Annotated in this window: 22 protein-coding genes and 6 tRNA genes; 19 read left to right on the plus strand and 9 right to left on the minus strand. The window is 70.5% G+C overall.

The genetic code is table 11. The annotated features are described in order from the left end of the window. Positions 1-104 precede the first annotated feature (104 nt). The 4 genes from cbiE (at position 105) to OG787_RS40625 (ending at position 7,732) form a co-directional block, all read left to right on the plus strand. Complete coding sequence (gene cbiE, locus OG787_RS40610; RefSeq protein ID WP_405538607.1) at positions 105-1,322, plus strand: precorrin-6y C5,15-methyltransferase (decarboxylating) subunit CbiE; 1,218 nt, start codon at positions 105-107, stop codon at positions 1,320-1,322. A gap of 385 nt (positions 1,323-1,707) precedes the next feature. Beyond that, the gene (gene cobT, locus OG787_RS40615; RefSeq protein ID WP_405538608.1) at positions 1,708-5,370 is read left to right on the plus strand and encodes a nicotinate-nucleotide--dimethylbenzimidazole phosphoribosyltransferase; all 3,663 of its coding nucleotides are present in this window, start codon (positions 1,708-1,710) and stop codon (positions 5,368-5,370) included. 245 nt (positions 5,371-5,615) lie between these two features. Then, complete coding sequence (cobA, locus tag OG787_RS40620; RefSeq protein ID WP_369034279.1) at positions 5,616-6,848, plus strand: uroporphyrinogen-III C-methyltransferase; 1,233 nt, start codon at positions 5,616-5,618, stop codon at positions 6,846-6,848. Positions 6,849-6,913: 65 nt separating this feature from the next. Next, the gene (locus OG787_RS40625; protein WP_405538610.1) at positions 6,914-7,732 is read left to right on the plus strand and encodes a TrmH family RNA methyltransferase; all 819 of its coding nucleotides are present in this window, start codon (positions 6,914-6,916) and stop codon (positions 7,730-7,732) included. Positions 7,733-7,844: 112 nt separating this feature from the next. Here the strand turns inward: OG787_RS40625 and OG787_RS40630 are convergent, their stop codons facing one another. Continuing rightward, on the minus strand, positions 7,845-9,248 hold the full coding sequence (locus tag OG787_RS40630) for a protein kinase domain-containing protein (RefSeq protein ID WP_405538611.1): 1,404 nt from the start codon (positions 9,246-9,248) through the stop codon (positions 7,845-7,847). A gap of 196 nt (positions 9,249-9,444) precedes the next feature. Here OG787_RS40630 and OG787_RS40635 point away from each other — a divergent pair, with 196 nt between their 5' ends. The 4 genes from OG787_RS40635 to OG787_RS40650 all read left to right on the plus strand — a co-directional run bounded on the left by OG787_RS40635 (position 9,445) and on the right by OG787_RS40650 (position 11,841). After that, positions 9,445-9,678 (plus strand): hypothetical protein, encoded by a 234-nt coding sequence (locus tag OG787_RS40635; protein WP_081223398.1) that lies wholly within the window; start codon positions 9,445-9,447, stop codon positions 9,676-9,678. A gap of 240 nt (positions 9,679-9,918) precedes the next feature. After that, positions 9,919-10,128 carry a hypothetical protein gene (locus tag OG787_RS40640; protein WP_053740242.1) on the plus strand — a complete coding sequence of 70 codons (210 nt, stop codon included), beginning with the start codon at positions 9,919-9,921 and terminating at the stop codon, positions 10,126-10,128. Positions 10,129-10,455: 327 nt separating this feature from the next. Next, positions 10,456-11,406 carry an aminoglycoside phosphotransferase family protein gene (locus tag OG787_RS40645; protein ID WP_405538613.1) on the plus strand — a complete coding sequence of 317 codons (951 nt, stop codon included), beginning with the start codon at positions 10,456-10,458 and terminating at the stop codon, positions 11,404-11,406. Between the two features lie 135 nt (positions 11,407-11,541). Beyond that, positions 11,542-11,841: a zf-TFIIB domain-containing protein gene (locus OG787_RS40650; RefSeq protein ID WP_405538614.1), complete on the plus strand. Its 300-nt coding sequence runs from the start codon at positions 11,542-11,544 to the stop codon at positions 11,839-11,841. A 69-nt stretch (positions 11,842-11,910) separates the two neighbouring features. Here OG787_RS40650 and OG787_RS40655 read toward each other — a convergent pair. The 5 genes from OG787_RS40655 to OG787_RS40675 all read right to left on the minus strand — a co-directional run bounded on the left by OG787_RS40655 (position 11,911) and on the right by OG787_RS40675 (position 12,382). Then, positions 11,911-11,982: transfer RNA gene (locus tag OG787_RS40655), tRNA-Val, on the minus strand. Between the two features lie 34 nt (positions 11,983-12,016). Next, positions 12,017-12,088: transfer RNA gene (locus OG787_RS40660), tRNA-Val, on the minus strand. A 35-nt stretch (positions 12,089-12,123) separates the two neighbouring features. Next, positions 12,124-12,195, minus strand: a tRNA-Val gene (locus OG787_RS40665). Between the two features lies 1 nt (position 12,196). Then, a tRNA-Cys gene (locus OG787_RS40670) sits at positions 12,197-12,270 on the minus strand. Positions 12,271-12,309: 39 nt separating this feature from the next. Further along, positions 12,310-12,382 (minus strand) — tRNA-Gly (locus tag OG787_RS40675). Between the two features lie 155 nt (positions 12,383-12,537). Between OG787_RS40675 and OG787_RS40680 the strand changes: the two genes are divergently transcribed. The 3 genes from OG787_RS40680 (at position 12,538) to OG787_RS40690 (ending at position 15,337) form a co-directional block, all read left to right on the plus strand. Then, on the plus strand, positions 12,538-13,608 hold the full coding sequence (locus OG787_RS40680) for a chorismate-binding protein (protein ID WP_405538616.1): 1,071 nt from the start codon (positions 12,538-12,540) through the stop codon (positions 13,606-13,608). After that, entirely contained in the window at positions 13,605-14,426 is an 822-nt protein-coding gene (locus OG787_RS40685) for an aminotransferase class IV (protein ID WP_369034273.1), read from the plus strand. The genes OG787_RS40680 and OG787_RS40685 overlap by 4 nt, the downstream gene beginning before the upstream one ends. 86 nt (positions 14,427-14,512) lie before the next feature. Next, positions 14,513-15,337 carry a GNAT family N-acetyltransferase gene (locus OG787_RS40690; protein WP_369034272.1) on the plus strand — a complete coding sequence of 275 codons (825 nt, stop codon included), beginning with the start codon at positions 14,513-14,515 and terminating at the stop codon, positions 15,335-15,337. Positions 15,338-15,377: 40 nt separating this feature from the next. On the opposite strand, the gene OG787_RS40695 is transcribed toward OG787_RS40690, so the two are convergent. After that, positions 15,378-15,923, minus strand: coding sequence for a DsbA family protein (locus OG787_RS40695; RefSeq protein WP_405538617.1), 546 nt, complete (start codon positions 15,921-15,923; stop codon positions 15,378-15,380). A 200-nt stretch (positions 15,924-16,123) separates the two neighbouring features. Between OG787_RS40695 and OG787_RS40700 the strand changes: the two genes are divergently transcribed. Together OG787_RS40700 and OG787_RS40705 are read left to right on the plus strand one after the other, a co-directional pair. Beyond that, a complete protein-coding gene (locus OG787_RS40700) occupies positions 16,124-16,579 on the plus strand; it encodes a hypothetical protein (protein ID WP_369034341.1) in 456 nt (151 codons plus the stop codon). Between the two features lie 181 nt (positions 16,580-16,760). Further along, positions 16,761-16,913 carry a hypothetical protein gene (locus tag OG787_RS40705; protein WP_369034270.1) on the plus strand — a complete coding sequence of 51 codons (153 nt, stop codon included), beginning with the start codon at positions 16,761-16,763 and terminating at the stop codon, positions 16,911-16,913. A 92-nt stretch (positions 16,914-17,005) separates the two neighbouring features. Here OG787_RS40705 and OG787_RS40710 read toward each other — a convergent pair whose 3' ends face one another. Beyond that, a complete protein-coding gene (locus OG787_RS40710; RefSeq protein ID WP_369034269.1) occupies positions 17,006-17,563 on the minus strand; it encodes a CGNR zinc finger domain-containing protein in 558 nt (185 codons plus the stop codon). 280 nt (positions 17,564-17,843) lie between these two features. Continuing rightward, positions 17,844-18,257: an SsgA family sporulation/cell division regulator gene (locus OG787_RS40715; protein ID WP_004002642.1), complete on the minus strand. Its 414-nt coding sequence runs from the start codon at positions 18,255-18,257 to the stop codon at positions 17,844-17,846. A gap of 191 nt (positions 18,258-18,448) precedes the next feature. On the opposite strand from OG787_RS40715, the gene OG787_RS40720 reads away from it, so the two are divergent. From OG787_RS40720 to OG787_RS40745, 6 genes are all read left to right on the plus strand, one after another. Continuing rightward, positions 18,449-18,901, plus strand: a complete 453-nt coding sequence (locus OG787_RS40720; protein WP_369034340.1) for a TIGR02611 family protein — start codon at positions 18,449-18,451, stop codon at positions 18,899-18,901. Positions 18,902-18,956: 55 nt separating this feature from the next. After that, a tRNA-Val gene (locus OG787_RS40725) sits at positions 18,957-19,028 on the plus strand. Between the two features lie 308 nt (positions 19,029-19,336). Then, complete coding sequence (locus OG787_RS40730; protein ID WP_405538619.1) at positions 19,337-19,609, plus strand: hypothetical protein; 273 nt, start codon at positions 19,337-19,339, stop codon at positions 19,607-19,609. A 1,352-nt stretch (positions 19,610-20,961) separates the two neighbouring features. Next, entirely contained in the window at positions 20,962-22,248 is a 1,287-nt protein-coding gene (locus OG787_RS40735; protein WP_369037469.1) for an ABC transporter substrate-binding protein, read from the plus strand. Positions 22,249-22,262: 14 nt separating this feature from the next. Then, on the plus strand, positions 22,263-23,219 hold the full coding sequence (locus OG787_RS40740; protein WP_405538622.1) for a carbohydrate ABC transporter permease: 957 nt from the start codon (positions 22,263-22,265) through the stop codon (positions 23,217-23,219). An 8-nt stretch (positions 23,220-23,227) separates the two neighbouring features. Further along, positions 23,228-24,100: a carbohydrate ABC transporter permease gene (locus tag OG787_RS40745; RefSeq protein WP_369037471.1), complete on the plus strand. Its 873-nt coding sequence runs from the start codon at positions 23,228-23,230 to the stop codon at positions 24,098-24,100. The last annotated feature ends 14 nt before the right edge of the window (positions 24,101-24,114 follow it).

The following is a 24,114-nucleotide window of genomic DNA, read 5'->3' on the forward strand; positions in this document are numbered from 1 at the left end:
GGGCACACCGGGGTACCCTCACGGAGCCCCGAGACGGCCGACTCCGTACAGGACGACACCGTCTTCCCCGAAGACCCGCGCGCACCCTCTGGAGACTGACGACGATGGCCGACCGGGTCACGGTGATCGGCTGGGACGGCTCGCCCCTCACCGCCACGGCACGCTCCGCCCTCGGTGCCGCCACGCTGGTGGCCGGCGCGGCCCACCATCTGGCGCTCCCCGAAGTCCCCCCGGCCGCCGAACGCATCCGCCTCGGCAGCGTCGCCCTCGCCGCCCGCCGCATCGCCGGCCACCGCGGCTCCGCCGTCGTCCTCGCCGACGGGGACCCCGGCTTCTTCGGTGTCGTACGCACCCTGCGCGACCCCGAGTTCGGCCTGGAGGTCGAGGTCGTCCCCGCCGTGTCCTCGGTGGCCACCGCGTTCGCCCGCGCCGGCATGCCCTGGGACGACGCCGAGGTCGTCGTCGCCCACCGCCGCACCCTGCGCCGCGCGGTCAACGTGTGCCGCGCCCACACCAAGGTCGCCGTCCTCACCTCGCCCGGCGCCGGACCCGCCGAACTCGGCCTCCTCCTCGACGGGGTCCACCGCACCTTCGTCATCTGCGAGGAACTGGGCACCGAGCGCGAACAGATCACGGTCCTCACCTCCGACAAGGCCGCCGACCGCGCCTGGCGCGACCCGAACGTCGTCATCGTCATCGGCGGCCCGGCCGCGAGCGGCGACGGCGGCTGGATCGCCGGCCGCGACCCGGCGGCGGGCCCGCGCGGCTGGGCGCTGCCCACCGAGGCGTACGGCCATGGCGCCACCGAGTACGCCGAGGGCGAGACGGAGCTGCTGCGGGCCGCCCAACTCGCCCGTCTGGGGCCGCGCGTGGGCGACCTCGTCTGGGACATCGGCTGCGGCAGCGGCGCCTTCGCCACCGACGCGGCCCGCAGCGGCGCCGCCGTCATCGCCGTCGACCGGAACGTGGAGGCCTGCGCCCGCACCGACTCCGCCGCCCGCCGCTTCGGCGTCCAGCTCCAGATCGTGCGCGGCCAGGCCCCGTACATCCTGGAGAACCTCCCCGAGCCCGACGTCGTCCGCGTCGGCGGCGGGGGAGCGGTGGTGGTCTCCGCGGTCGCCGACCGGCGCCCGCAGCGCATCGTCACGCACGCGGCGACCCGCGACGCCGCCGAACTCATCGGCCGCGACCTGACCGAGCACGGTTACGACGTCGAGTGCGCCCTCCTCCAGTCCGTCGAGCTGGACACCCGGGCCTGGACGGAGAAGGAACGGAGCGTCGCGTTCCTGCTCAGCGGAGTTCTTCCCGACCGTGCGCCCTGACGCCGATTGCCGTCCCGTGATCCTGTTGTCGTACTGCGCGCGGTAGGCTGGCCGACCGTTGCACTGCACTCGGTGGCCCGGCACTTCGTAGCCCAATGTCCGGAAAGCGCACCCGTTTTGGGGTGAGTGTGGTACGGCGGAACCGGTAGGGCGCGCAACGTGGCGCAGTCCACAGCGGGTCGTGGCGGATCAAGCTGCCGCTACGGCGGAACGACCGCAAGAATGCCTGTTGATGGCGACAATGCCAGTTAATGGCTTTGTCGCCTTTCTGGGGCGGGTCGTTCGTGCCGCTGGGCACGCATGCTCGTTCTTCATACGGGGCGATCGGTGCGCCGTTCCGGGTGAGCTGGTCGTAGAAGCACTAACCGATGGGCGAGGGGTTCGCATGACCGACACCGGCCAGGTCCCGGCCGAGGGACTGCCGGAGAACGCAGGCATGGTGGAACAGCCGGGCGTTCCCGCGCACGGTGCGTACACCTACCTCTCCGAGACCACCGCCGAGGACGAAGACCTCCTGCTGCTCCCGGGCGCCCAGAGCGCATGGGGCAACGAGGTCGCCCCGCCCGCCCCCGCTCCCGTCGTCGAGGCCGTGCACGAGCCCGGCCCGCACGAGACCGGCGGCCGCGACAGCGGCTCGGTCGACCTGAGCGCCGTGCGCATGGCGACCCAGGCCCCCACCGCTCAGGCGACGGCACCGATCCCGCCCCGCCGCCCGCTGCACCTCGGCCCGCCGACCCCCGACGCCTCCACGAGCCCCGTCCGCTCCCTCGCCGACCGCGGCCCGGCGGGCATGCCCGCACCCGGACGCCAGTTCGGTACGCCCGCACCGGCCCCCGGCCCCGAGTACCTCGACGCGCCTCCGCTGCTCGCGGACCCGGCCCCGCAGGGCGCCGCTCCCTGGGGCGCCCAGACCCAGACCCAGACCCAGACGGCGGTACAGGCCGCGCCGGCCCCGCAGGTCGCCGAAGAGGCGCACCCTGCGGAAACGGTTGCTCCGCTTCTGGCCGAGGCCCCCGCCCCGACCCCGGAACCGCTGCCCGAGGTCCCGGACGCCGTACCGACGCCCCAGGAGACGACTCCGGAGGCCGCGTACGAGACGCCCGAGCCCGCCGCCCACCCGGCCCACTCGCCGGAGGACGCGTACGCCGGCCAGGGCCCCGAGGGCTTCGAGAACACCGAGGCCGCCGCGTACGCCTTCGAGGTCCCGCCACTTCCGGAGCCCGCCGTGGCGCCCCCCGCCGCCGAGGCCGGCCCCGTCCTCCCCGCGACCCCGGTCACCCCCGATGTGGTGCAGGCCCCGCTGGAGACCGAGGGCGCCCAGACCGTCGTACCGGAGGCGGAACCCGCACCGGACGCGCAGGTCGTACCGGACGTCCAGGCTGTCGCGGACGCGCAGGTCGTGCCGGACCCCCCGATGGCGCCGGAGACGCAGTTCGCCCCCGAGGCCCACCAGATCCAGGCCCCGCCGATCACCCCGCACATCGCTCCGCAGGCCGTTTCCGAGAGCGAGCCGCAGCCGGTGGAGGCCGATGCTCCCGTCGAGATCCCGAGTGTCCCCGTCGAGGCGCAGGTCGTCCCCGTCGAGGAGTTCGCGCCCGCGCCCGTCGTGGAGGAGCCCCCGGTCGTCCACCTCGCGGACCCGGCGTCTCAACTGGCGGACGTCGCCGCCCAGGTGACCGAGGCCGAGCCGCCCGCAGAACCCCAGTACGAGGCCGTACCGGCGGAGGCTCCCGTCGCGCCCCTCCCGGAGTACGCCGAACAGCTCCCCACCGAGCCGCAGCCCGCCGTGGCCGCAGTCGCGGAAGCAGCGGAAGTACAGGCAGGTGCCCCTGAGGCACCCGAAGCCGTCGCCGCACCGACCGCGCCCCTGCCCCCCGAGCCGGAGCCCGTGGCAGCCCTCGCCGAGGAGCCGACCCCGTTCGTCGAGCCGCAGCCGCAGGCTGAGCCAGTGGGCCACTTCGTCCCGGTGGACGGCATGGTGCCCACGACCCCGCACCTGGCCCCGACACCCCCGCACCCCCTCGTCCTCCCCCAGGAGAACGAACCGGCGCTCGCACCCGAGTCCGAGCCCGTTCTCCAGGCTCCACAACCGGAACCGGAACAGCCCACCGAGCCCGAGACCCCGGAAGCCCTGGCTCCCGAACCGGTGTTGGCACTGGCGGTCGTGGCCGACGAGCCCGAAGTGGCCCCCGACCCGGATGCCGGACACCCGGCACAGCAAGCGGAGGACCTGGAGACGCGGGCCGCCGACCAGGAAGAGGGCGAAGAGAGCGCAGAGGGCACGGCCGTGGAGGAAGACGTACGAGAGTCCACGGGCCCGGCCGCTCCCGGCTACGACGACGCCGAGCGCGAGGCCGTGCTCAAGGTGATGCGCGAGCGCCGGGACATCCGCAACGGCTTCCGCAGCGACCCGATCCCGCACGACGTACTGCTGCGCATCCTGGAGGCGGCCCACACCGCGCCCTCCGTAGGCCACTCGCAGCCGTGGGACTTCGTGGTGATCCGCTCGGCGGAGACCCGCGCCACGATGCACGAACTGGCCGCGCGGCAGCGCGAGGCGTACGCCAAGTCGCTCCCCAAGGGCCGCGCGAAGCAGTTCAAGGAACTGAAGATCGAGGCCATCCTCGACACCCCGGTGAACATCGTCGTCACCGCCGACCCGACCCGGGGCGGCCGGCACACCCTCGGCCGCCACACCCAGCCGCAGATGGCCCCGTACTCCTCCGCGCTCGCGGTCGAGAACCTGTGGCTCGCGGCCCGCGCCGAGGGCATCGGCGTCGGCTGGGTCAGCTTCTTCGACGAGCGCGAGATGGTCCGCGCGCTGGGCCTCCCCGAACACCTGGAGGTCGTGGCGTACCTCTGCGTCGGCTATGTCGACGAGTTCCCGGAGGAGCCCGAGCTGATGCAGGCGGGCTGGTCCAAGCGCCGCCCGCTGTCGTGGGTCGTGCACGAGGAGACGTACGGCCGCCGCGCGCTGCCCGGCGAGGAGCCGCACGACCTGCTCTCCGAGACCGTCGCCAACATCCGCCCGCTGGACGCCAAGGCGCTCGGCGAGGCGTGGGAGCGGCAGAAGCGCATGACGAAGCCGGCGGGCGCGCTGGGCATGCTGGAGATCATCTCCGCGCAGCTGTCGGGCCTGTCCCGCATGTGCCCGCCCCCGATCCCCGAGCCGGCCGCGGTAGCGATCTTCGCGGGCGACCATGGCGTACACGCTCAGGGCGTCACCCCTTGGCCGCAGGAGGTGACGGCCCAGATGGTCGCCAACTTCCTCGGCGGCGGCGCGGTCTGCAACGCCTTCGCCAGTCAGGTGGGCGCGGAGGTCTGCGTGATCGACGTGGGCGTGGCCTCGGACCTGCCCGCCACGCCGGGCCTGCTGCCGCGCAAGATCCGCGCGGGCACGTCCGACATGACGACCGGCCCCGCGATGACCCGCGAGGAGGCCAAGGCGGCCATCGAGGTGGGCATCGAGACGGCCCGCGACCTGGTGGCGGCCGGCAACAAGGCCCTGCTCACGGGCGAGATGGGCATCGCGAACACCACGGCGTCGGCGGCCCTGATCTCGGTCTTCACGGACACGGACCCCGCCGAGGTCACGGGCCGGGGCACCGGCATCAACGACGAGACCCTCGCCCGCAAGACCGAGGTCGTCCGCCGTGCCATCGACCTCCACCAGCCGGACCCGGCCGACCCGATCGGCGTCCTGTCGGCCATCGGCGGCTTCGAACACGCGGCCATGGTCGGCCTCCTCCTAGGCGGCGCCTCACTCCGTACGCCGGTGATCCTGGACGGCGTCAGCGCCGGCGCCGCCGCCCTGGTGGCCCGCGCGATCGCCCCCGAGGTCCTGGCCGCCTGCATCGCGGGCCACCGCAGCGCGGAACCGGGCCACGTGGCGGCCCTGAACAAGCTGGGCCTGCGCCCCCTGGTCGACCTGGACCTCCGCCTCGGCGAGGGCACGGGCGCCCTCCTGGCCCTGCCCCTGGTCCAGAGCACGGCAAGGGCGATGCACGAGGTGGCGACGTTCGACTCGGCAGGGGTGACCGAAAAGTAGGGGGCACGGTGGCTGTGGGCAGTCGTTCCGCCAGGGCGGAACGGGTGGGCACAGCCGCAAACGAACCCGCACGCACAGGGGGGTCCGGGGGCGAAGCCCCCGGTTTCGGGAAGGGGCGGGCTTGGGGAAGAGAAAACCCCCACCCCAGCCCCCACCCACCCGCACCGTAAAATGCGCACGTCAGGGCCCACCCCAAATCCCCAGGCCCCTGATCAGAACCACCCGCAAGAGGGAGCCGCACCCCCATGGCCGAACACCCCGCCTACCCCGTAGGCCTCCGCCTCACCGGCCGCCGAGTGGTGGTCCTGGGCGCAGGCCAGGTGGCCCAGCGCCGCCTCCCCGCCCTCATCAAGGCGGGCGCGGACATCCTCCTCGTATCCCCGGAGGCAACCCCCTCCGTGGAGGCGATGGCGGACGCGGGCGAACTCACCTGGGAGCGCCGCCCCTACGCGGACGGCGACCTCGCGGACGCCTGGTACGCCCTGATCGCGACCAGCGACACGCAGGCCAACGCCCAGGCATCCGCGGAAGCGGAACGGCACCGCGTGTGGTGCGTCCGCTCCGACGACGCCGACGCGGCGACGGCCTGGACCCCGGCCACCGGCCACAGCGAGGGCGTCACGGTCGCCGTCCTCACCACGGACGCCAAGGGCCGCGACCCCCGCCACACCGCCGCCATCCGCGACGCGGTCGTCGAGGGCCTGCGTGACGGCACGCTCGTCGCACCCCACCACCGCACCCGCGCCCCCGGTGTCGCCCTGGTAGGCGGCGGTCCCGGCGACCCGGACCTGATCACGGTACGAGGCCGCCGACTGCTTGCCGAAGCGGACGTCGTGATCGCGGACCGCCTGGGCCCCCGAGACCTCCTCGCCGAACTGCCCCCGCACGTCGAGGTGATCGACGCGGCGAAGATCCCGTACGGCCGTTTCATGGCCCAGGAGGCCATCAACAACGCGCTGATCGAACACGCCAAGCAGGGCAAGAGGGTCGTACGGCTGAAGGGCGGCGACCCCTACGTCTACGGCCGGGGCATGGAGGAGGTCCAGGCGCTGGCCGAGGCGGGCATCGCCTGCACGGTCGTCCCCGGCATCTCCAGCTCGATCTCGGTCCCGGGCGCGGCCGGCATCCCGGTCACGCACCGGGGAGTCGCCCACGAGTTCACGGTGGTCAGCGGCCATGTCGCCCCCGACGACGACCGTTCCCTCGTCGACTGGCCGTCCCTCGCGAAGCTGACCGGCACGCTCGTCGTCCTCATGGGCGTCGACAAGATCGGCCGGATCGCGGAGACCCTGGTCGCGCACGGCAAGTCCCCGGAGACCCCGGTCGCCCTGGTCCAGGAGGGCACGACGGCGGCCCAGCGCCGAGTCGACGCGACCCTGGCCACGGTTGCCGAGACGGTCCGTACGCAGGACGTGAAACCGCCCGCGGTGATCGTGATCGGCGCGGTGGTGAACGTAGGCCCCGCGGAGTTGACGTAACCCCCGGTAACACAACCCGTTCCCAGCCGTTGGCACCGCACCCAGGACAAGGCAGTATCACCCTTGTGGCCGATCTCATCACCGTCGAGGACCCCGACGACCCGCGCCTGCGCGACTACACGGGCCTGACCGACGTCGAACTGCGCCGCAAACGCGAGCCCGCGGAGGGCCTTTTCATCGCCGAGGGCGAGAAGGTCATCAGGCGCGCCAAGGACGCCGGTTACGAGATGCGCTCGATGCTCCTGTCCGCCAAGTGGGTCGACGTCATGCGCGACGTCATCGACGAACTCCCGGCCCCGGTCTACGCGGTCAGCCCGGAGCTGGCGGAACGCGTCACCGGCTACCACGTGCACCGAGGCGCCCTCGCCTCCATGCAGCGCAAGCCGCTCCCCACGGCGGACGAACTCCTGCAGACGGCACGCAGGGTGGTGGTGATGGAGTCGGTCAACGACCACACCAACATCGGCGCGATCTTCCGCAGCGCCGCCGCCCTGGGCATGGACGCGGTCCTGCTCTCCCCGGACTGCGCGGACCCCCTGTACCGACGCAGCGTCAAGGTCTCGATGGGCGCGGTCTTCTCCGTCCCGTACGCCCGCCTGGACACCTGGCCCAAGAGCCTGGACTCGGTCCGCGAGGCGGGGTTCACACTCCTGGCCCTCACCCCTGACGAGAAGGCCAAGACCCTCGACGAGACCGCCCCGCACAAAATGGACCGCGTAGCCCTGATGCTGGGCGCGGAGGGCGACGGCCTCTCCACCCAGGCCCTGGTGGCCGCCGACGAATGGGTCCGCATCCCCATGGCCCACGGAGTCGACTCCCTCAACGTGGGCGCAGCAGCAGCGGTCGCCTTCTACGCAGTGGCAACAGGCCGCCCCCAACCCTGAGCCGACGAGCGCGTGAGGCGGACGCGCCCCCGCTGTGACGCGCCCCTCAGGGGCGCGGGGAACTGCGCGACAAGCCCCCACCGACCCGCGGACAAAGAACAACCGCTTCCGCCTATCCAGCGGAGCGCACCTGCTCCTGCCGCTGCCCGATCCCCCCACGCCCACTGTCGTCCCCAAGCCCACGACTGGGCCCCTGACACCCCTGAGCCGCAGCGATCCCCAGAGCCACCAGCAGCGTCACCACGACGAACACGAACAACCGCTGCCGCAACAGCCGAGGATTGGCGGGCCGCCGCCCGGTCCCCGTGCCGCGCGGCGCCGGCCGCCCGGTACCACTGCGCGGCCCGGGACGGCTCGTGTTCCGCGAGCCGGGAGCAGGCCGAGCCCCGGAACGGGACGAGGACGAAGAGACACCACCGCGCGAGACCCCACCACTCCGCGACGGACTGTCCCCCCGAGGAACACCGCCGCCACCCCGGGACGGCACAGCTCCACGAGCCCCCGAGGCAGGCCCCTGCGGACGCCGCTGAGGCTGCTGAGACGGCTGGGAAGGGGCCTGCGACTGCGAGTGGGGCTGAGTCTGATGGTGATACGGAGGCCGCTGATCCGGATAGCTCTCGGTCAGCCGCCCCGTCGGCCGCTCCGCCTCGGCGGAACGCGGCGCGGGCGGCCGCACGTCGGCCATGCCCTGAGCCTCGCGCGCCGCGATCTCCTTGAGCCGCAAGGACAGTTGGAGCGTGCTGGGCCGCTCTTCCGGATCCTTGGCCAGACAGGCTCGTACGAGGGGCGCGAGGGCATCCGGAACACCCTGGAGGTGAGCCTCCTCGTGCACCACGCGGTACAGCATGACCTCGGAACTGCCGTGCCCGAAGGGCGAGTCGGCCATCGAGGCGTACGCGAGCGTGGCCCCGAGCGAGAACACGTCGGTGGCCGGAGTGACGGCGGCCCCGCGCACCTGTTCGGGCGCGAGAAAGCCGGGCGAGCCGACCGCAGTACCAACATGGGTCAGCGTCGAGGCCCCGGTAGCCCAGGCGATGCCGAAGTCGATGATCCGAGGCCCCTTGGGGGACAACAGAATGTTGGACGGCTTGAGATCCCGATGAACGACCCCGGCCTCGTGCACGGCGACGAGTCCCTCGGAGAGGGCGGCACCGATGGAGGCGACGTCGGCGGCGCTGAGGGGCCCCTCGTCGACCACCTTGTCGTGCAGGGAGGGCCCGGGCACGTACTGCGTGGCGAACCAGGGCCGGTCGGCGTCAAGATCGGCGGCGACGAGCCGCGCGGTGCACCCACCCCGAATCCGCCGCGCGGCGGAGACCTCGCGCGCGAACCGGGACCGAAACTCCTGATCCTCCGCCAGATCCGGCCGGATCACCTTCAGCGCGACCCGCTGCCCCCGCTTGTCGGAGCCCAGGTAGACGACGCCCATCCCGCCCGCGCCGAGCCGTCTGTGAAGCCTGAACGAGCCGACGACGCGCGGGTCCTCGCGCCTCAGGCGCATCATCGCCATGTTCATCCCCGCTGCCCGGTCCGTTTGACGAGCGACAGCTTACGTTTCCCCGGCCGGGTGCGCGCAGAGGCCGCGCCCTCTCGTCCCGATGGATTGTCAGTGCCGGGTGGGAGACTTGAAAGGTGGTCAGGGAGCGCGCGAACAGGGCGGCTTGACGGCGCGTGTGATCCCAACCACCCGTCGCAGAAGGGGGATTGGACCCGTGAAGGGTGACCGCGTGGAGATAGTCGTGGATGCCGGGGACACGACACGTACGTATGAGGTGGTGGCCAGCAGGGCGGGCCGCCGGGTGGAGACGGCGGTGCGCCGGGGTGTGGTGGAAGTGAGCGAAGTCACCCGCAGCGGATCAGTCGTCCGCACGGCCCGCTTCATGGCGACCCGAGTCCTGGCACTGGTCGAGCAGCCGGTGCCCCGAGAGGACAGCTCGGAACAGTAGGGGACACACCGGGCACCCCTTCCGGGAAGACCCTGAGACCTAGGACTTCGTCTCCACCCAGGGGAGTACTCCGCAGGTCACAGGTCATCCTCCGGGAGGCCCGGCAATCGGTACGAGGGCATGACGACCGCTACCCGTCGGCAGCCTAGATTTGAGGTCAAGCGGCGGGTGCAGCACTCGTCCCCCGAGGTCAGACACCCGCCGCTGCCAACCAACAAGAGAACGGTCAGGAGAGGGACCATGGCCCACACGGCATCGCGGACGGCGCTCCGCACCCAGGGACGCAAGGCGTACGTAGCCGCGTTCCGCCCGCGCCGACAGGGCCAGCGCCACCCACTGGTGGCGACAGCGATGGTCCTCCCCCTGGCAGCCCTGCTCGTGGTCGTCTTCGGCGGCTGGGAAGCAGTGGTCACACAAGCGTCGTCCGTGGGAGTGATGCTGGGGCGCTGAGCGGCGACCCCAGGCCCGGAAGAGCGGTCCGGGCGGGGACATCCACCCATGAAACCCCGTGGGGACGGGGGTGCGGCGGACGGCAAAAAATGCCCGCGCAGCTGGGGAGCTGCGCGGGCATTGCTTTGCCTGCTTTCAGAACCCCGGCCGAGGCTTGATCTTTCAGCCCGTCCGGCGTTTGAGGACGAGGCCGTTCAGGCCGAAGCGGGGTCTGGGGGCGCAGCCCCCAGGGATGGGACGGGTAGGGGCGGCGGGGGCGAAAAAAACACTTCCCGCACCCAACGCCGTACCCTCACGACCAGACCCGCACCGCGCCCAGGGAGCCCCGTGACAGCCACCCCCTTGCTCTCCGCCCTCACCGCACGAGCCAAGGCAAAGGCCCACACACGCAAGGCCCCCGACACCTGCCCCTGCGGAGCAGACACCCTCGCCGACCGACCCGACGGCACAGTCGTCCGCCACGCAGACACCGTCGCGAAGGCCCACGCCCCCGACACCACCCCCACAGAACTCGCCACCCGCCTCACCACCGCCACCCACCTCCCCGACATCCTCCTGCCCCCACTCACCCCGACCCCCGTCGACCTGCACGGCAGACTCGTGACGTTCTGGCCGTACGGCACCCCGGTAGACCCGGAGGACCCGGACGAGGCCCCCTGGGAGGAGGCCGCCACCCTCCTCGCCCGCCTCCACCGGACCCCCACTCCACCCGGCCTGCCGCCGATGCGCGGCCCGGCCAAGGCGGCCCGAGCGGTCGCCCGCCTCCGGGCCACCACCCCCCAGCCGGCCACCGAACCAGTCCTGCACGCCTGGGCAGCCCTGCCACCGTGGGCCAAGGCCGAGGCCCCCATGCCGGCCGTCCCGGCCCACGCAACCCTCTGCCACGGCGACCTCCACCTGGGCCAACTCGTACGCCACCCCGCCCCGAACGGCCCCTGGCTGCTCATAGACGTGGACGACCTCGGCATCGGCACCCCCACCTGGGACCTCGCCCGCCCGGCCGCCTGGTACGCCTGTGGCCTGCTCCCGCCCGACGAGTGGACCCGCTTCCTGACCGCCTACCGGACGGCGGGCGGCCCGGCCGTACCCGCCGAGGGCGACCCCTGGCCCGCCCTGGACATCGCAGCCCGCGCCCTCACCGTGCAGACGGCGGCCCTGGCGATCGTCAAGGCGACAGCGGCGGACCGCCCACTGGACGACGTACAGCAGGCCGTTGTCGACGCGTGTGCCCGGATGGGTTCCGTACCGCCCGAGTTGGCCCACGAATACGCGAAGTAGGGTGCAACCGCACGGAGCCGGACAGAGTCTGTCCAGGCGAGAAGCGAATCAGGATCAAGAAGCAGAAGCAGAAGCAGAACCAAGAAGCAGAAGCAGGACTAGAAGCAGCACCGACCGGCAGGAGTTGAGCCGAGCATGCAGTGTCCGAAGTGCCACGCCCCGATGCACACGTACAACCGCAACGGAGTCCAGATCGAGCAGTGCAGCGGCTGCCGGGGGATATTCCTCGACTACGGCGAGCTGGAGGCGCTGACCCGCGTGGAGTCCCAGTGGGCGGGTCCCGCAGCGCCGCCGCCCCAGGCCCCGCAGGCCTACCCGGCCGCTCCGGCACCCGCCTGGGGCGCCCCGCACGGCGGCCACCACGGTGGCGGCCATGGCGGTCACTACGGCGGCAAGCGCCACAAGAGCTTCGGCCACATGCTGTTCTCCAGCTGACCGGAACCAGCCACTGGAAGCACGAAGAAGCCCCCGACCGTATGAGACGGCCGGGGGCTCCTCGCTGTGTGGACGATACTGGGATTGAACCAGTGACCTCTTCCGTGTCAGGGAAGCGCTCTCCCGCTGAGCTAATCGTCCTCGGGACCACGACCCAAGGGCCGGGACTACTACGTGCGCGATACTGGGATTGAACCAGTGACCTCTTCCGTGTCAGGGAAGCGCTCTCCCGCTGAGCTAATCGCGCGGAGACCCTTGCGGATCAAGGTCCTTGCGGACCAGTGGACGATACTGGGATTGAACCAGTGACCTCTTCCGTGTCAGGGAAGCGCTCTCCCGCTGAGCTAATCGTCCTTGGAGGTGGAGACGGGATTTGAACCCGTGTAGACGGCTTTGCAGGCCGTTGCCTCGCCTCTCGGCCACTCCACCAGGAGTGCGGGGGTTCGGGAAGATCCCCCTCTTCCTGCGAGCGGACGACCAGGTTCGAACTGGCGACCTCAACCTTGGCAAGGTTGCGCTCTACCAACTGAGCTACGTCCGCATGTCGTTTCGGTGCGCTCTCGCGTCCCGGCGACGAGTTGAACTCTAGCGGATTCCGGGGCCAGCACAAAAACGCGTTTGTGCAGCGTGCTGCGGTGTGCCCGCTCGAAGACGTGGTCAGGGCACCCGCAGGACACCCGCCATAGACTCGGCGGTGTGTCCGATCTCGCTCCTCTCGCCCGCTTCGGCGGCCTCGTCGCCACCGGCCTCCTTGATGTCACCAGCGACCCCGAGGCTCTCGACTCCACCGGTTTCTGGGCGGTGTGCGCGGACTACGAGGGCCGTCTGACCTGCGCCCGCTTCCAGGACGTACGAGAGGAACCGGTGCCCGCGCCGAGGCCGGGACCGGGAAATTGGCGGAGCCCGGCCGCCGGTGACTGGACGTCGTCCCTCGACCGCGCCGCGTACACGGCGGGGGTACGCCGCATCCGCGAGCACATCGCCGCCGGCGAGGTCTACCAGGCGAACCTCTGCCGCGTACTGTCCGCGCCCGTCGCCCCCGACGCCGACGTGGACGCCCTGACCGCATTGCTCGCGCACGGCAACCCGGCACCGTACGCAGGAACGATCCGCCTGCCCGCGCACGGCGTGGAGATCGCCACCGCGTCCCCCGAACTCTTCCTCCGCCGGGTCGGCCGGACCGTCGAATCGGGCCCCATCAAGGGCACCGGACGCACCGAGGCCGACCTTCTGGAGAAGGACTACGCCGAGAACGTGATGATCGTGGACCTGGTCCGCAACGACATCGGACGCGTGTGCGCGACGGGCTCGGTGACCGTCCCCGAACTGTGCGTCGTCGAGAAGCACCCGGGGCTGGTCCACCTCGTGTCGACGGTACGGGGCGAACTGAGCCCGGGCGCCGGCTGGCCGGAGCTGCTGGCGGCGGCCTTCCCGCCCGGCTCGGTCACCGGCGCGCCCAAGTCGAGCGCCCTGCGGATCATCGACGCCCTGGAGACGGCACCCCGGGGCCCGTACTGCGGCGGCATCGGCTGGGTCGACGCGGACCGGGGTACGGGCGAACTCGCGGTCGGCATCCGCACGTTCTGGATCGACCGGGCCGACGGCATGCTGCGCTTCGGCACCGGAGCGGGCATCACCTGGGGTTCGGACCCCGAGGCGGAGTGGCACGAGACCGAACTGAAGGCGTCCCGACTGCTCGCGATAGCGTCGGGAGCGTACGAGGCGAAGGACGCGTCCGACACTTTCCAGCGAGGTATTGACCAGTGAAGCTATGGCTCGACGGCGGGCTACAGGACATCGAGACCGCACGCGTCTCCGTGTTCGACCACGGGCTGACCGTGGGCGACGGCATCTTCGAGACGGTGAAGGCGGTCGACGGCCGACCGTTCGCACTCACCCGCCATCTGGACCGGCTGACCCGCTCGGCCCGCGGCCTCGGCCTGCCCGACCCCGACCTCGACGAGGTCCGCCGCGCCTGTACGGCCGTACTCGACGCCAATCCCATGCCGCTCGGCCGCCTGCGCATCACGTACACCGGCGGCCACGGCCCCCTCGGCTCCGACCGCGGGGAGCACGGCCCGACCCTGGTCGTCGCCGTCGGTGAATCCACCCGGCGCCCCGACTCGACCGCCGTGATCACGGTCCCCTGGACGCGCAACGAACGCGGCGCAGTCACCGGCCTGAAGACCACCTCGTACGCCGAGAACGTCGTCGCCCTCGCCAGGGCGCGCGAACAGGGCGCGTCCGAGGCGCTGTTCGGCAACACGGTCGGCCAACTGTGCGAGGGGACGGGGTCGAACGTCTTCGTCGTCCTGGACGGCGAGATCCACACCCCGCCGCTCGCGTCCGGCTGCCTCGCCGGCATCACGCGCGCACTCGTCGTCGAGTGGACTGGCGCCAGGGAGACCGACCTCCCGCCGGCCGCCCTGGCACAGGCCGACGAGATCTTCCTGACGTCCACCCTGAGGGACGTACAGGCCGTGCACCGCGTCGACGACCGCCAACTCCCGGGCGCACCGGGCTCGGTGACGGCCAAGGCGATGCGGGTCTTCGACGAGCGGGCGGGCGACGACCTCGATCCCTGAGCGGAGGGTGCGGCCGAGGCGCAAGATCGAAGAAAGCCTCATTAATGAGGCTGACGCAGGCGTCGTGAGCGGGTAGAACACCCCTGATGACCACCACCCTGCGGCCGACCGAGCCGTTGCAGCGCGAGGCCGACGGGGCGTGTTCACGCCATTACCAGGTGTGCGTGAACAGCCGTCCCGTCGGTGCGATCCACCTCGCCACCGACCCCGCCTTCGGGGACTCGGTGGCGAAGATCCTTGACCTCCGGATCGACGAACGCGACCGGCGGCGCGGCCGGGGCACGGTGGCGGCGCTCGCCGCGGAGGAAGTGGCGCGCGGCTGGGGCTGTCGGCGCATCGAGGTGGCTGTTCCGGGCGACACACCGGCGGCGCTGCGGCTCGTGACCGCGCTCGGCTATGTGCTGCGCAACCGCCGTATGGACAAGCCCCTCGGCACCACTCCGCCCGAACTGCCGGCCGGGAGCCGTGGCCGGCCCATGACGGAGGCCGAGTTCGTGGTGTGGGAGGCGGCGGGCAGGCTGGACTACGCGGAGAGCTGGATCCAGCGGGGCGTGCCCGAGGCGGAGGCGCACGCCAAGGCGAAGCGGGACCACGAACGGATGCTTGCGCGGGGCGTGGCCAGCGAGGGCATGACACTCAGCGTCCTGGAACACGAGGGCACCCGGGTCGGCACCCTGTGGATGGGCTCCCGCGAGGGCCGGGCCTTCGTCTACAAGGTCGAGGCCGACGCGGAACACCGGGGCAGAGGCCACGGCCGCACCCTCATGCTCCTGGCGGAGGCCCAGTCGATCGAGGTGGGCCGGCAGGTCATCTCCCTGAACGTCTTCGCGGGCAACACCCCGGCGGAACGGCTCTACGAGTCGCTGGGGTACGAGACCATCACCCACCACATGTACAAGGACCTGTTGTAGGCGGACGCCCAGGGAAGCGATTCGACGGTCGTCGCTGGTGTCAGGCCTGCTGCTGCCCGGCCAGCAGCCGGTCCACGATCTCCTCGATCCGTTCCCGCAGCCCTTCCTGGCTCTTGCCGCCGTCGAGCCGCTCACCGGCGATGACGTACGTCGGCGTGCCGGTCACGCCGATGGCCTTGCCCTCGGCCTGGTCGGCGTCGACGATCAGGATGTGCCGGCCGTCGATCAGCGCGGTGTCGAACTCCTCGGCGTCGAGCCCGAGTTCACCGGCCACCTCGACCAGGAAGGGTTCGCCCCTACGGTCCAGCTCCTCGACCCTGCCGAGCACGGCCTCGACGTACGGCCATGCCTGCCCCTGCTCCGCCGCCTCCTCGGCGGCCTGCGCGGCGGCGAAGGCGTGCTTGTGCTTCTCCAGCGGGAAGTGCCGCAGCCGCAGCTCCAGCCGGTCGCCGTAGCGGGCCCGCAGGGCGCGTACGTCGTCCAGGGCCCTGCGGCAGTCCGGGCACTGGAGTTCGCACCAGACCTCGAGGACGGGGACGGAGGCTGAGGCAGGAGTGCCTGCGGGCACGGGGGAGGAGTCGCTCATGGGCACCAGTTTCCCAGCCGTGGCGGTGGGTGTCGTACGAGGGGACCGGGACCTGTGGAGGAGACGACCCGGAGATGTCCCTGATGTCGGGCCGGGGCATGGCATCCGGGGGTCCGGGCGGTGCAGGATGGAAGGGACGAAGCGCACCTGTGCGACCGAACCGTGCACCCGTGCGATCCAACCGTTGCCTGGAGGACCGGATGATTGCCGAGACCGTCTGTTCCGCCGTCTCCGCGGCCGGCCTGGGCATCGCGGTGGTCACGGCGTACCGCAAGCGGTTTCTCGCGGCCGCCCGTATCGCCGCCTACTCGCTGGTTCCCGTCGGCCTGGTGATGACCGGGGTGGTCGGCTGGCTGGCCGACACCGCCTTCAGTCCCACCGCGTGGGCGGGCTTCGGCGTGCTCGGCGGCGCCTGGCTGCTCTTCGTGACCACGCGCGCGGTGGAGCGGCGCAGGGGCGGCAGCCGACAGGACCGCAGAGAAGTGCAGGCCGCGCAGCGTGAGGCGGTGGCCCCGGCGGCCTCGGCGCCCTCGCTGGGGCAGGTGCGGGGCAAGGCGTCCCGTCCGGCTGCCCAGCCCGCGGCCAAGCAGCGCGGCGGTGGCGCGGGGGACGACTTCAGTGACATCGAGGCGATCCTCAAGAAGCACGGCATATGACGAACCGCGTCGACTGACGCAGTGATGGCGCACTGAAACGACACAATCGGCCGGGAGGCGACGGAGGTCGTTCGGAAGCGATCATGACCCGCTGCGGACATTACGGAATTCGGCGAACTACCGCACATTCCGGGTGTGTTGATCGCGTAGAGGGTCTTGGCTGCGTCATCATCGCGACGAGATGCTGGACACAACACAGAGCGAGGCCGCGCCGCCGAATGACGAGCCGCGCGGGTGCCTCTTCGCCCTTTCCCAGCCACCGCTGATGATCTTCCTTGCGGTGATCGGGTGTCTGCTGCTCATGGCTTCGTTGCATGATCTGCTGTTGCTGTGAGCTGTACACGCCAGTCCCCGGCGTCACCCGCCGGGGGCTGCGTCAGCACCAGACCTTCCGCACTCGGCCTTCCGGGCCGAGCCTTCCGCCCGTCAGCCCGCCGACTCCTTGCGGCGCGCCCGGTAGGCGGCCACGTGGAGCCGGTTTCCGCAGGTGCGGCTGTCGCAGTACCGCCGGGACCGGTTGCGGGAGACGTCGACGAAGGCTCGTCGGCAGTCCGGAGCCTCGCAGCGCCGCAGCCGTTCCTGCTCACCGGCGACCACGAAGAACGCGAGGGCCATCCCGCAGTCGGCGGCGAGATGGTCGGCGATGGACGCGCCGGGCGCGAAGTAGTGCACATGCCAGTCGTAGCCGTCGTGGTCGGTGAGCCGGGGTGTGGTGCCCGCGGCGGCGACCAGCTCGTTGATGAGCGCGGCGGCGGTCCGGGCGTCCTGGGCCGCGAAGACTCCGGCGAACCGGCCACGGATCCTGCGCACAGCGGCGAGATCGATCTCCGATAGCGTGCCCACTTCGCTTATGTCGTGCTTTCGTACGAAATCTTGGAGTGCGTCGACATCGGGCAGCCCGTCCGTCGTGTCGTCGTCCGGCAAGGTGTTCACCAGATCGACCACGGTGTCGAGGGCGCACCGGGTGTCGTGGGTGATCAGCACGTTGCTCTCCCTGGCCTGCCTGGGCGGTCGGGCGGGCACCCGCCCGCCGATGCTGGCCGATGGTAATGGCTCACAGCGACGGAGGTGGCCGTCGGCCTTGGGGGAGGGGCGGGAGGGGGCGGAAGGGGTCGGGGCGGTCGCCCGTGACAAGGCACGCAGACGCACCGTCGCCGCCCCGCGGAAGACCCGCGGGGCGGCGACGGTGTGCCATATGCGATTGTCCTGACCCGAGCCGTCTCCCCGAGTGGACGGCGCCGGGCGGCTCTGTGGGGGCCTCGTCCTAGCTTTCCGCCAGGATGTGGGACAGCTCCTGGTCGAGGTCGAAGTGGCGGTGTTCCGTGCCGGGTGGCACAGCGGCGTCCGTTCGCTTCAGGAAGGACTCCAGGGCTCGTGCGGGGGCTTCGAGCAGTGCCTCGCCCTCCGGAGAGCTGAGGGCGATGCAGACAACGCCCTGACCGTGGCTCCGGGACGGCCAGACTCGGACGTCACCGGTGCCGGTGGGCCGGTGGAGGCCCTCCGCGAGCAGGTCGCGGGCGAACACCCACTCGACGGTTTCCTCGGCTCCGGTGTGGAAGGTGGCGTGCACGGCGTAGGGATCGGCCGTGTCATACCGCAGTCCTGCGGGAACGGGCAGTGAGGACTCGCTCGACACAACGAGGCGCAGGTGCAGCTCGCAGCTGACCGTGGTGTTCATAAGCGCCAAGGCCTTTCGCTCAGTGTGCGCTCGGGGATTCGCACGTCGGCGAAATCGACATGCCACCTACGGTGCCGTTGTAAACCCCTCTGAGTGTTTTGCGTGTCTTTACGTAACTCTTCCGGCCGAGAACCGGTTCGTCGGCTACGACCATTCCGGTGACCGGTTTCCGTCGGGTAGGGTTTGGTCGTATGAATACGGGGAGTGACAAGCCTGGCGAGGTTGCCGTGGCACCAGATGAGACCGGGGCCGGTGAGACCGCAGCCGAGCGGGAGCTGGGTTCGAGAGCGCCGGAATTCGTCAAAGCACGCCGCATGCTGCACATGAGCTGGCAGGTCGGCGTATTCGTCGTGGGCCTCGCCGTGGTGGGTGCCGGCGTGGTCATGCTGCCGCTGCCCGGTCCGGGCTGGCTGGTGATCTTCGGCGGTATGGCGATCTGGGCGACCGAGTTCGTCTGGGCCCAGTTGGTGCTGCGTTGGACGAAACGCAAGGTCACCGAGGCGACACAGCGTGCGCTCGACCCCAAGGTGCGCCGCCGCAACATCATCCTGACGACGATCGGCCTCGTGATCATCGCGGTTCTCGTCGGAATCTACGTGTGGAAGTTCGGGCTGGAAATGCCCTGGAAGATCAAGGACCAGTGATCCGGCTCCGTGTCCGACGCACCCCCTGACATGGGGTAATGTTCTCCCTGCGTCCGGGCGATTAGCTCAGTGGGAGAGCGCTTCGTTCACACCGAAGAGGTCACTGGTTCGAACCCAGTATCGCCCACCGGATCGAGTGCGGTCCGTGTCCACGAAAACGTGGACACGGACCGCATTTGTCGTTTCGGTGGGTCGTTTCCGGGGTCGTTTCCGTGTGGCTGCGGGCTGCGGGCTGCGGGCTGCGGGCTGCGGGCTGCGGGCGTACGACGTGGGCGTCGTCAGGCGCCTCGGGGGACTCACGACTGAGCGCCACCGGCGACTGGTGACTGGCCATTGGCCGACGGCCCGGATGCTTCCCTTCGGGGTGGGTTCGAAGGCCGCGCCTGGAGCGGTTCAGGCGTTGCTGGGACCTGTTGACACATCTTGAGCGGCGGCATGTGCGAATCGCTGATGGGCGGCGCCGGGGAATCCTTGATCGGCGGCGTCTGGGAGACCTCGACCTGCGGCACCGGCGTAGTCGTGACCGACTCCGCATGCGAGTCCTCGATCGGCGGCGCCTGCGAAGCCCTGGTGAGCGGTGCCAAGGAGTCCTTGATCTGCGGCACCGCCGTAGTCCTGACCGGCTTCGCCGGGGAGTCCTCGATCGGCGGCGTGTGCGTAGCGTTCACTGGCTCCACCTGCGAGTTCTTGATTCGCGGCACCTGGTGAGCCCTGACCGGCTCCGGTGGCGAATCCTCGATCGGCGGCTCCCGTGAAGCCCTGATAGGCGGCGCCGGGGAGTCCTCGATCTGCGGCACCGGCGTAGTCGTGACCGGCTTCGCCGACGAGTCCTCGATCGGGTGCGTCTGTGTAGCGTTGACTGGCTCCACCTGCGAGTTCTTGATTGGAGGCACCTGCTGAGCCCTTACTGGCTCCGCTGGCGAATCCTTGATCGGCGGCGCCTGTGAAGCCCTGACCGGCTTCACAGGTGAGACCTCGATCGGCGGCGCCCGCGGAATCCCGACCGCGCGCTTCGCCCGCGCGCGGCCGCTTCGACTCTGCCCCGCGTCCCTGTCCGGCTGCGCCCCACGCCACCCCTTCCCCGCCGCGCCCCACGCATCCTGCCGACCACGGCCTCGACGTACGGCCATGCCTGCCCTGTCTCCTGCTCCGCCGCCTCCTGGGCGGCCTGCGCGGCGCCGAAAGCGTGCCGGTGTGTCTGGGCCCCGCCCGTCCCCGGGCCCCGCCCGTCCCCGGGCCCCGCCCGTCCCCGGGCCCCGCCCGTCCCCGGGCCCCGCCCGTCCCCGGGCCCCGCCCGTCCCCGGGCCCCGCCCGTCCCCGGGCCCCGCCCGTCCCCGGGCCCCGCCCGTCCCCGGGCTCGCGCACTCCCCGGGGCCGGCCCCGGGCGCAGTCTCACGCACCGTCCTGGGGCTGCTCCGGCACCTTGCCGTGTACCGCCCTCGGGGCCTCGCCGGCACCCTGCCGTGCACCCTCCCCCGGACGACCGCCCTGAAGCCCTGCCGTGCGCCGGCCTCGGGGCCGGCCCCGGCACCCCGCGCCGTGCATCACCCACAAGGCCGCCCCAGCACCTTCCGTCACCGTCCTCAGGACCCTCCGTACACCCCTCGCCCCCTTTGGCGACCCCGGCCATGCCTCCGCCCGACCTCCGCCAAGCCCCCACCGCGCCCCTCACCAGAACCTCTCCAACCCCCTCATCAGACCCACCCCGACCCCTCCGACACCCCCCACCCACCCCCGTCGATCCACCACCCACCTCCCTTCGACAGTCACCCCCCTCCGACGCCAACTCCCCACCCGGTAGGCGCATTTCGGCCCCACGCCAAATAAACATCAGCCGCCCGCCGATGTTCGACCCGCCGACCCCAACCGCCTCACCTGCGACATCAACCCCCTTGCCCGGGGCGTGAGTCGACTCGCGCCCCGACCCCGCCCAGCCCGCTCACAGAAAATTCCTGTCCGAATCATTGACGCACTCCGAGCCCCTCCGTAACTTGTGCCAGCAAGCGCTTACTTGAAACGATTCACGCAGGCGCCAACGACGTCGCGGGGAGGGCCCGACTGTGCCTAAGAACGGGAATGTTGAGAGACGAACGATCCTCAAGGCAGCCGGAGCCTCGGCGGCCGCGCTGGGGCTGGCGGCGACGACCGGGTGCGGTGGCGACAGTGGTGCCGGGGACGGGAATGTGACGCTCCGTTATGCGTGGTGGGGTGGCGAACCACGCACCATCGCCATCAAGAAGACGATCGCGCTCTTCGAGAAGAAGTACCCGAAGATTAAGATCAAGCCCGAATTCACTGACTACGAAGCATTCTGGGAGAAGTTCCAGACCCAGGCCTCCGGCGGTAATCCGCCGGACGTTTTCCAGAATGCGGTCGGTTTCCTGCGCAAGTACGACAAGCGCGGTGTTCTGATGGATCTCAAGACGCAGGCGGACGCCGGGAATCTGAGCCTGGAGGACTTCCGCAACGGAGTTCTGGCGAACGGTCAGGTCGACGGAAAGCAGATCGGCATACCCGTCGGCGCCAACACCATGGCGCTCGTCATCGACCTCAAGGCCTTCGAGAAGGCGGGCGTGGAGGCGAAGTTCGGCTGGACCTGGGACGACTACTTCGCCGCGCTGCAGACGATCCAGGACAAGCTGAAGATCGCCGGAGACACCGGCTACTTCTCCATCATGTACCTCTACGACCTCTATCTGCGCCAGAACGGCAAGGCCTTCTTCACCGACTCCGACCTCGGCTTCACCGAGGACGATCTGACGCAGTGGTGGGCGGACGGCTACAAGCGCGTGAAGTCCGGCCTAGTCGCCGACCCCAAGAAGATCGAGCAGGTCAAGCCCAAGTCCGGTCTGTCGGCGGGGCTCGCCGCCTCCGAATTCACCTGGGACAACTTCTCCATCCGCTACGAGGGCGAGGGAGAGTCCGACTACGGGCTCGCGCCGATCCCCACCACGGACGGCAAGGACACCGGCCAGTACCTCGGTTCGCTGATGCTCAGCGGCTTCTCCGGGACCAAGCATCCCAAGGAGGTCGCCCAGTTCATCGACTTCATGGTCCACGACCCCGAGGTCGGCACGATCATGGGCTACGACCGCGGCATCCTCGCCACCACCGAGCAGTACGCCGCCTTCAAGCCGACCGACCCCAACAACAAGGGCGTCGCGGCCTACGAGGACGAGGTCGCCAAGGCCGGCGTCCTCGGGAAGATCACCCCGCACCCCTCCGGCGCGGACGTCATCGAGGCGGCCTTCCTGCGCATCGGCGGTGAGATCGCCCAGGGCAAGACCAAGCCGGCCGACGGTGCGAAGGCCCTGTTCAGTGAGGCCAAGGCCGCGTTCGCGGGCTGAGGGGACGTACGACCATGACGCTCGTCAAGGAAGCGCCCGTGCGCCCGGCCGGGAAGCGGTCTGCCGTTCCCGCCCCCGGGCGGCGCGGGCGGCGCCGCGAGAACCTCGCCGGCTATCTCTTCATGTCGCCGTGGATCGCGGGTTTCCTGCTGCTCATGGCAGGACCGATGATCGCCTCGCTGTACTACGCGTTCACCAGCTACAACCTGTTCACACCGCCCCAGTGGGTGGGGCTGGACAACTTCACGACGATGTTCCAGGACCCGCGCTGGCAGAAGTCGGTCGAGGTCACCCTGAAGTACGTCGTCGTGGCCACCCCGCTGAAGCTGCTCCTCGCGCTCGGAGTGGCGTTGCTGCTCGCGCAGAAGCGGCGCGGGCAGGGCCTGTACCGGGCCGCCTTCTACATGCCCTCGCTCATCGGCGCCAGCGTCTCCGTCGGCTTCGTCTGGCGGGCGCTGTTCTCCGACGACGCCGTCGTCGACCGTACGCAGAAGGTCTTCGGGCTCGACGTCGGCGGCTGGATCGGCAATCCGGACTATGTCCTGTACGCCCTGGTGGCGCTGAGCATCTGGCAGTTCGGGGCGCCGATGGTCATCTTCCTGGCGGGGCTGAAGCAGGTGCCGCAGGAACTGTACGAGGCCGCCGAGGTCGACGGAGCCGGTCCCTTCCGGCGGTTCTGGAACATCACGCTGCCGATGATCTCCCCGGTGCTGTTCTTCAACGTGCTGCTGGAGTCCATCCACGCGTTCCAGGTGTTCGGCTCCGCGTACGTCGTCTCGGACACCCGGTGCGGGCCCGCCGACGCCACCCTCGTCTACACCTGTTACCTCTACCAGAAGGGCTTCAAGGAGGCCCAGATGGGCTTCGCCTCCGCGATGGCCTGGACGCTGGTGATCGCGGTGGCGCTCGTCACGGCGGTCCTGTTCTGGTCGCAGAAGAAGTGGGTGCACTACGAGGAGGCAGCCAAGTGAGCAGCCAAGTGACCACTGCCACCACACCCGTTGTGCGCACCACGAACGAACGGAAGCGCATCGGATCCCTCGCCTGGCACGTGGGCGCGCTCCTCGTGCTCGCGGTCGTCCTCTACCCGGTGGTCTGGGTGCTCGGCGCCTCGTTCAAGCCGAGCAAGGACATCATCGCCAGTCTCGACCTGCTGCCCACCAAGCCGGTCTGGGCGAACTTCTCCGGCCTCGCCGACGGCATCTCGGGCATCTCCATCACCAGCTTCTTCACCAACTCGCTGATGTACGCGGGCCTGGCCGTCGTCGGTGTGGTGATCTCCAGCTCGCTGACCGCGTACGCCTTCGCCAAGATCCGCTTCGCCGGACGGAACCTGCTGTTCACGCTGATGATCGGCACCCTGCTGCTGCCGTACCACGTGCTGCTCATCCCGCAGTACGTGCTGTTCCGCAACCTCGGTTACATCGACACGCTCGTGCCGCTCGTCGCGGGCAAGTTCCTGGCCACGGAGGCGTTCTTCGTCTTCCTGATGGTGCAGTTCATGCGCGGGCTGCCGCGCGAGCTGGACGAGGCCGCCAAACTCGACGGCTGCGGCCACCTGAGGACCTACTGGTCCATCGTGCTGCCGCTGAGCCGGCCCGCCATCATCACCAGCGCCATCTTCACCTTCATCAACGCCTGGAACGACTTCATGGGGCCGTTGATCTACCTCAACACCCCCTCCAAGTACACCGTTTCGCTCGGCCTGATGATGTTCCGCGACCAGGAGGGCATCTCCAACTACGGCAGCATGATCGCCATGTCGCTGGTGGCGCTGGTGCCGGTCGTCGCCTTCTTCATGGCCTTCCAGCGCTATCTCATCGACGGTATGGCGACGTCCGGACTGAAGTGAGCAGAAAGGCTGAG

The sequence above is a fragment of the Streptomyces sp. NBC_00075 genome (assembly GCF_045041225.1).
Taxonomy (GTDB): domain Bacteria; phylum Actinomycetota; class Actinomycetes; order Streptomycetales; family Streptomycetaceae; genus Streptomyces; species Streptomyces adonidis.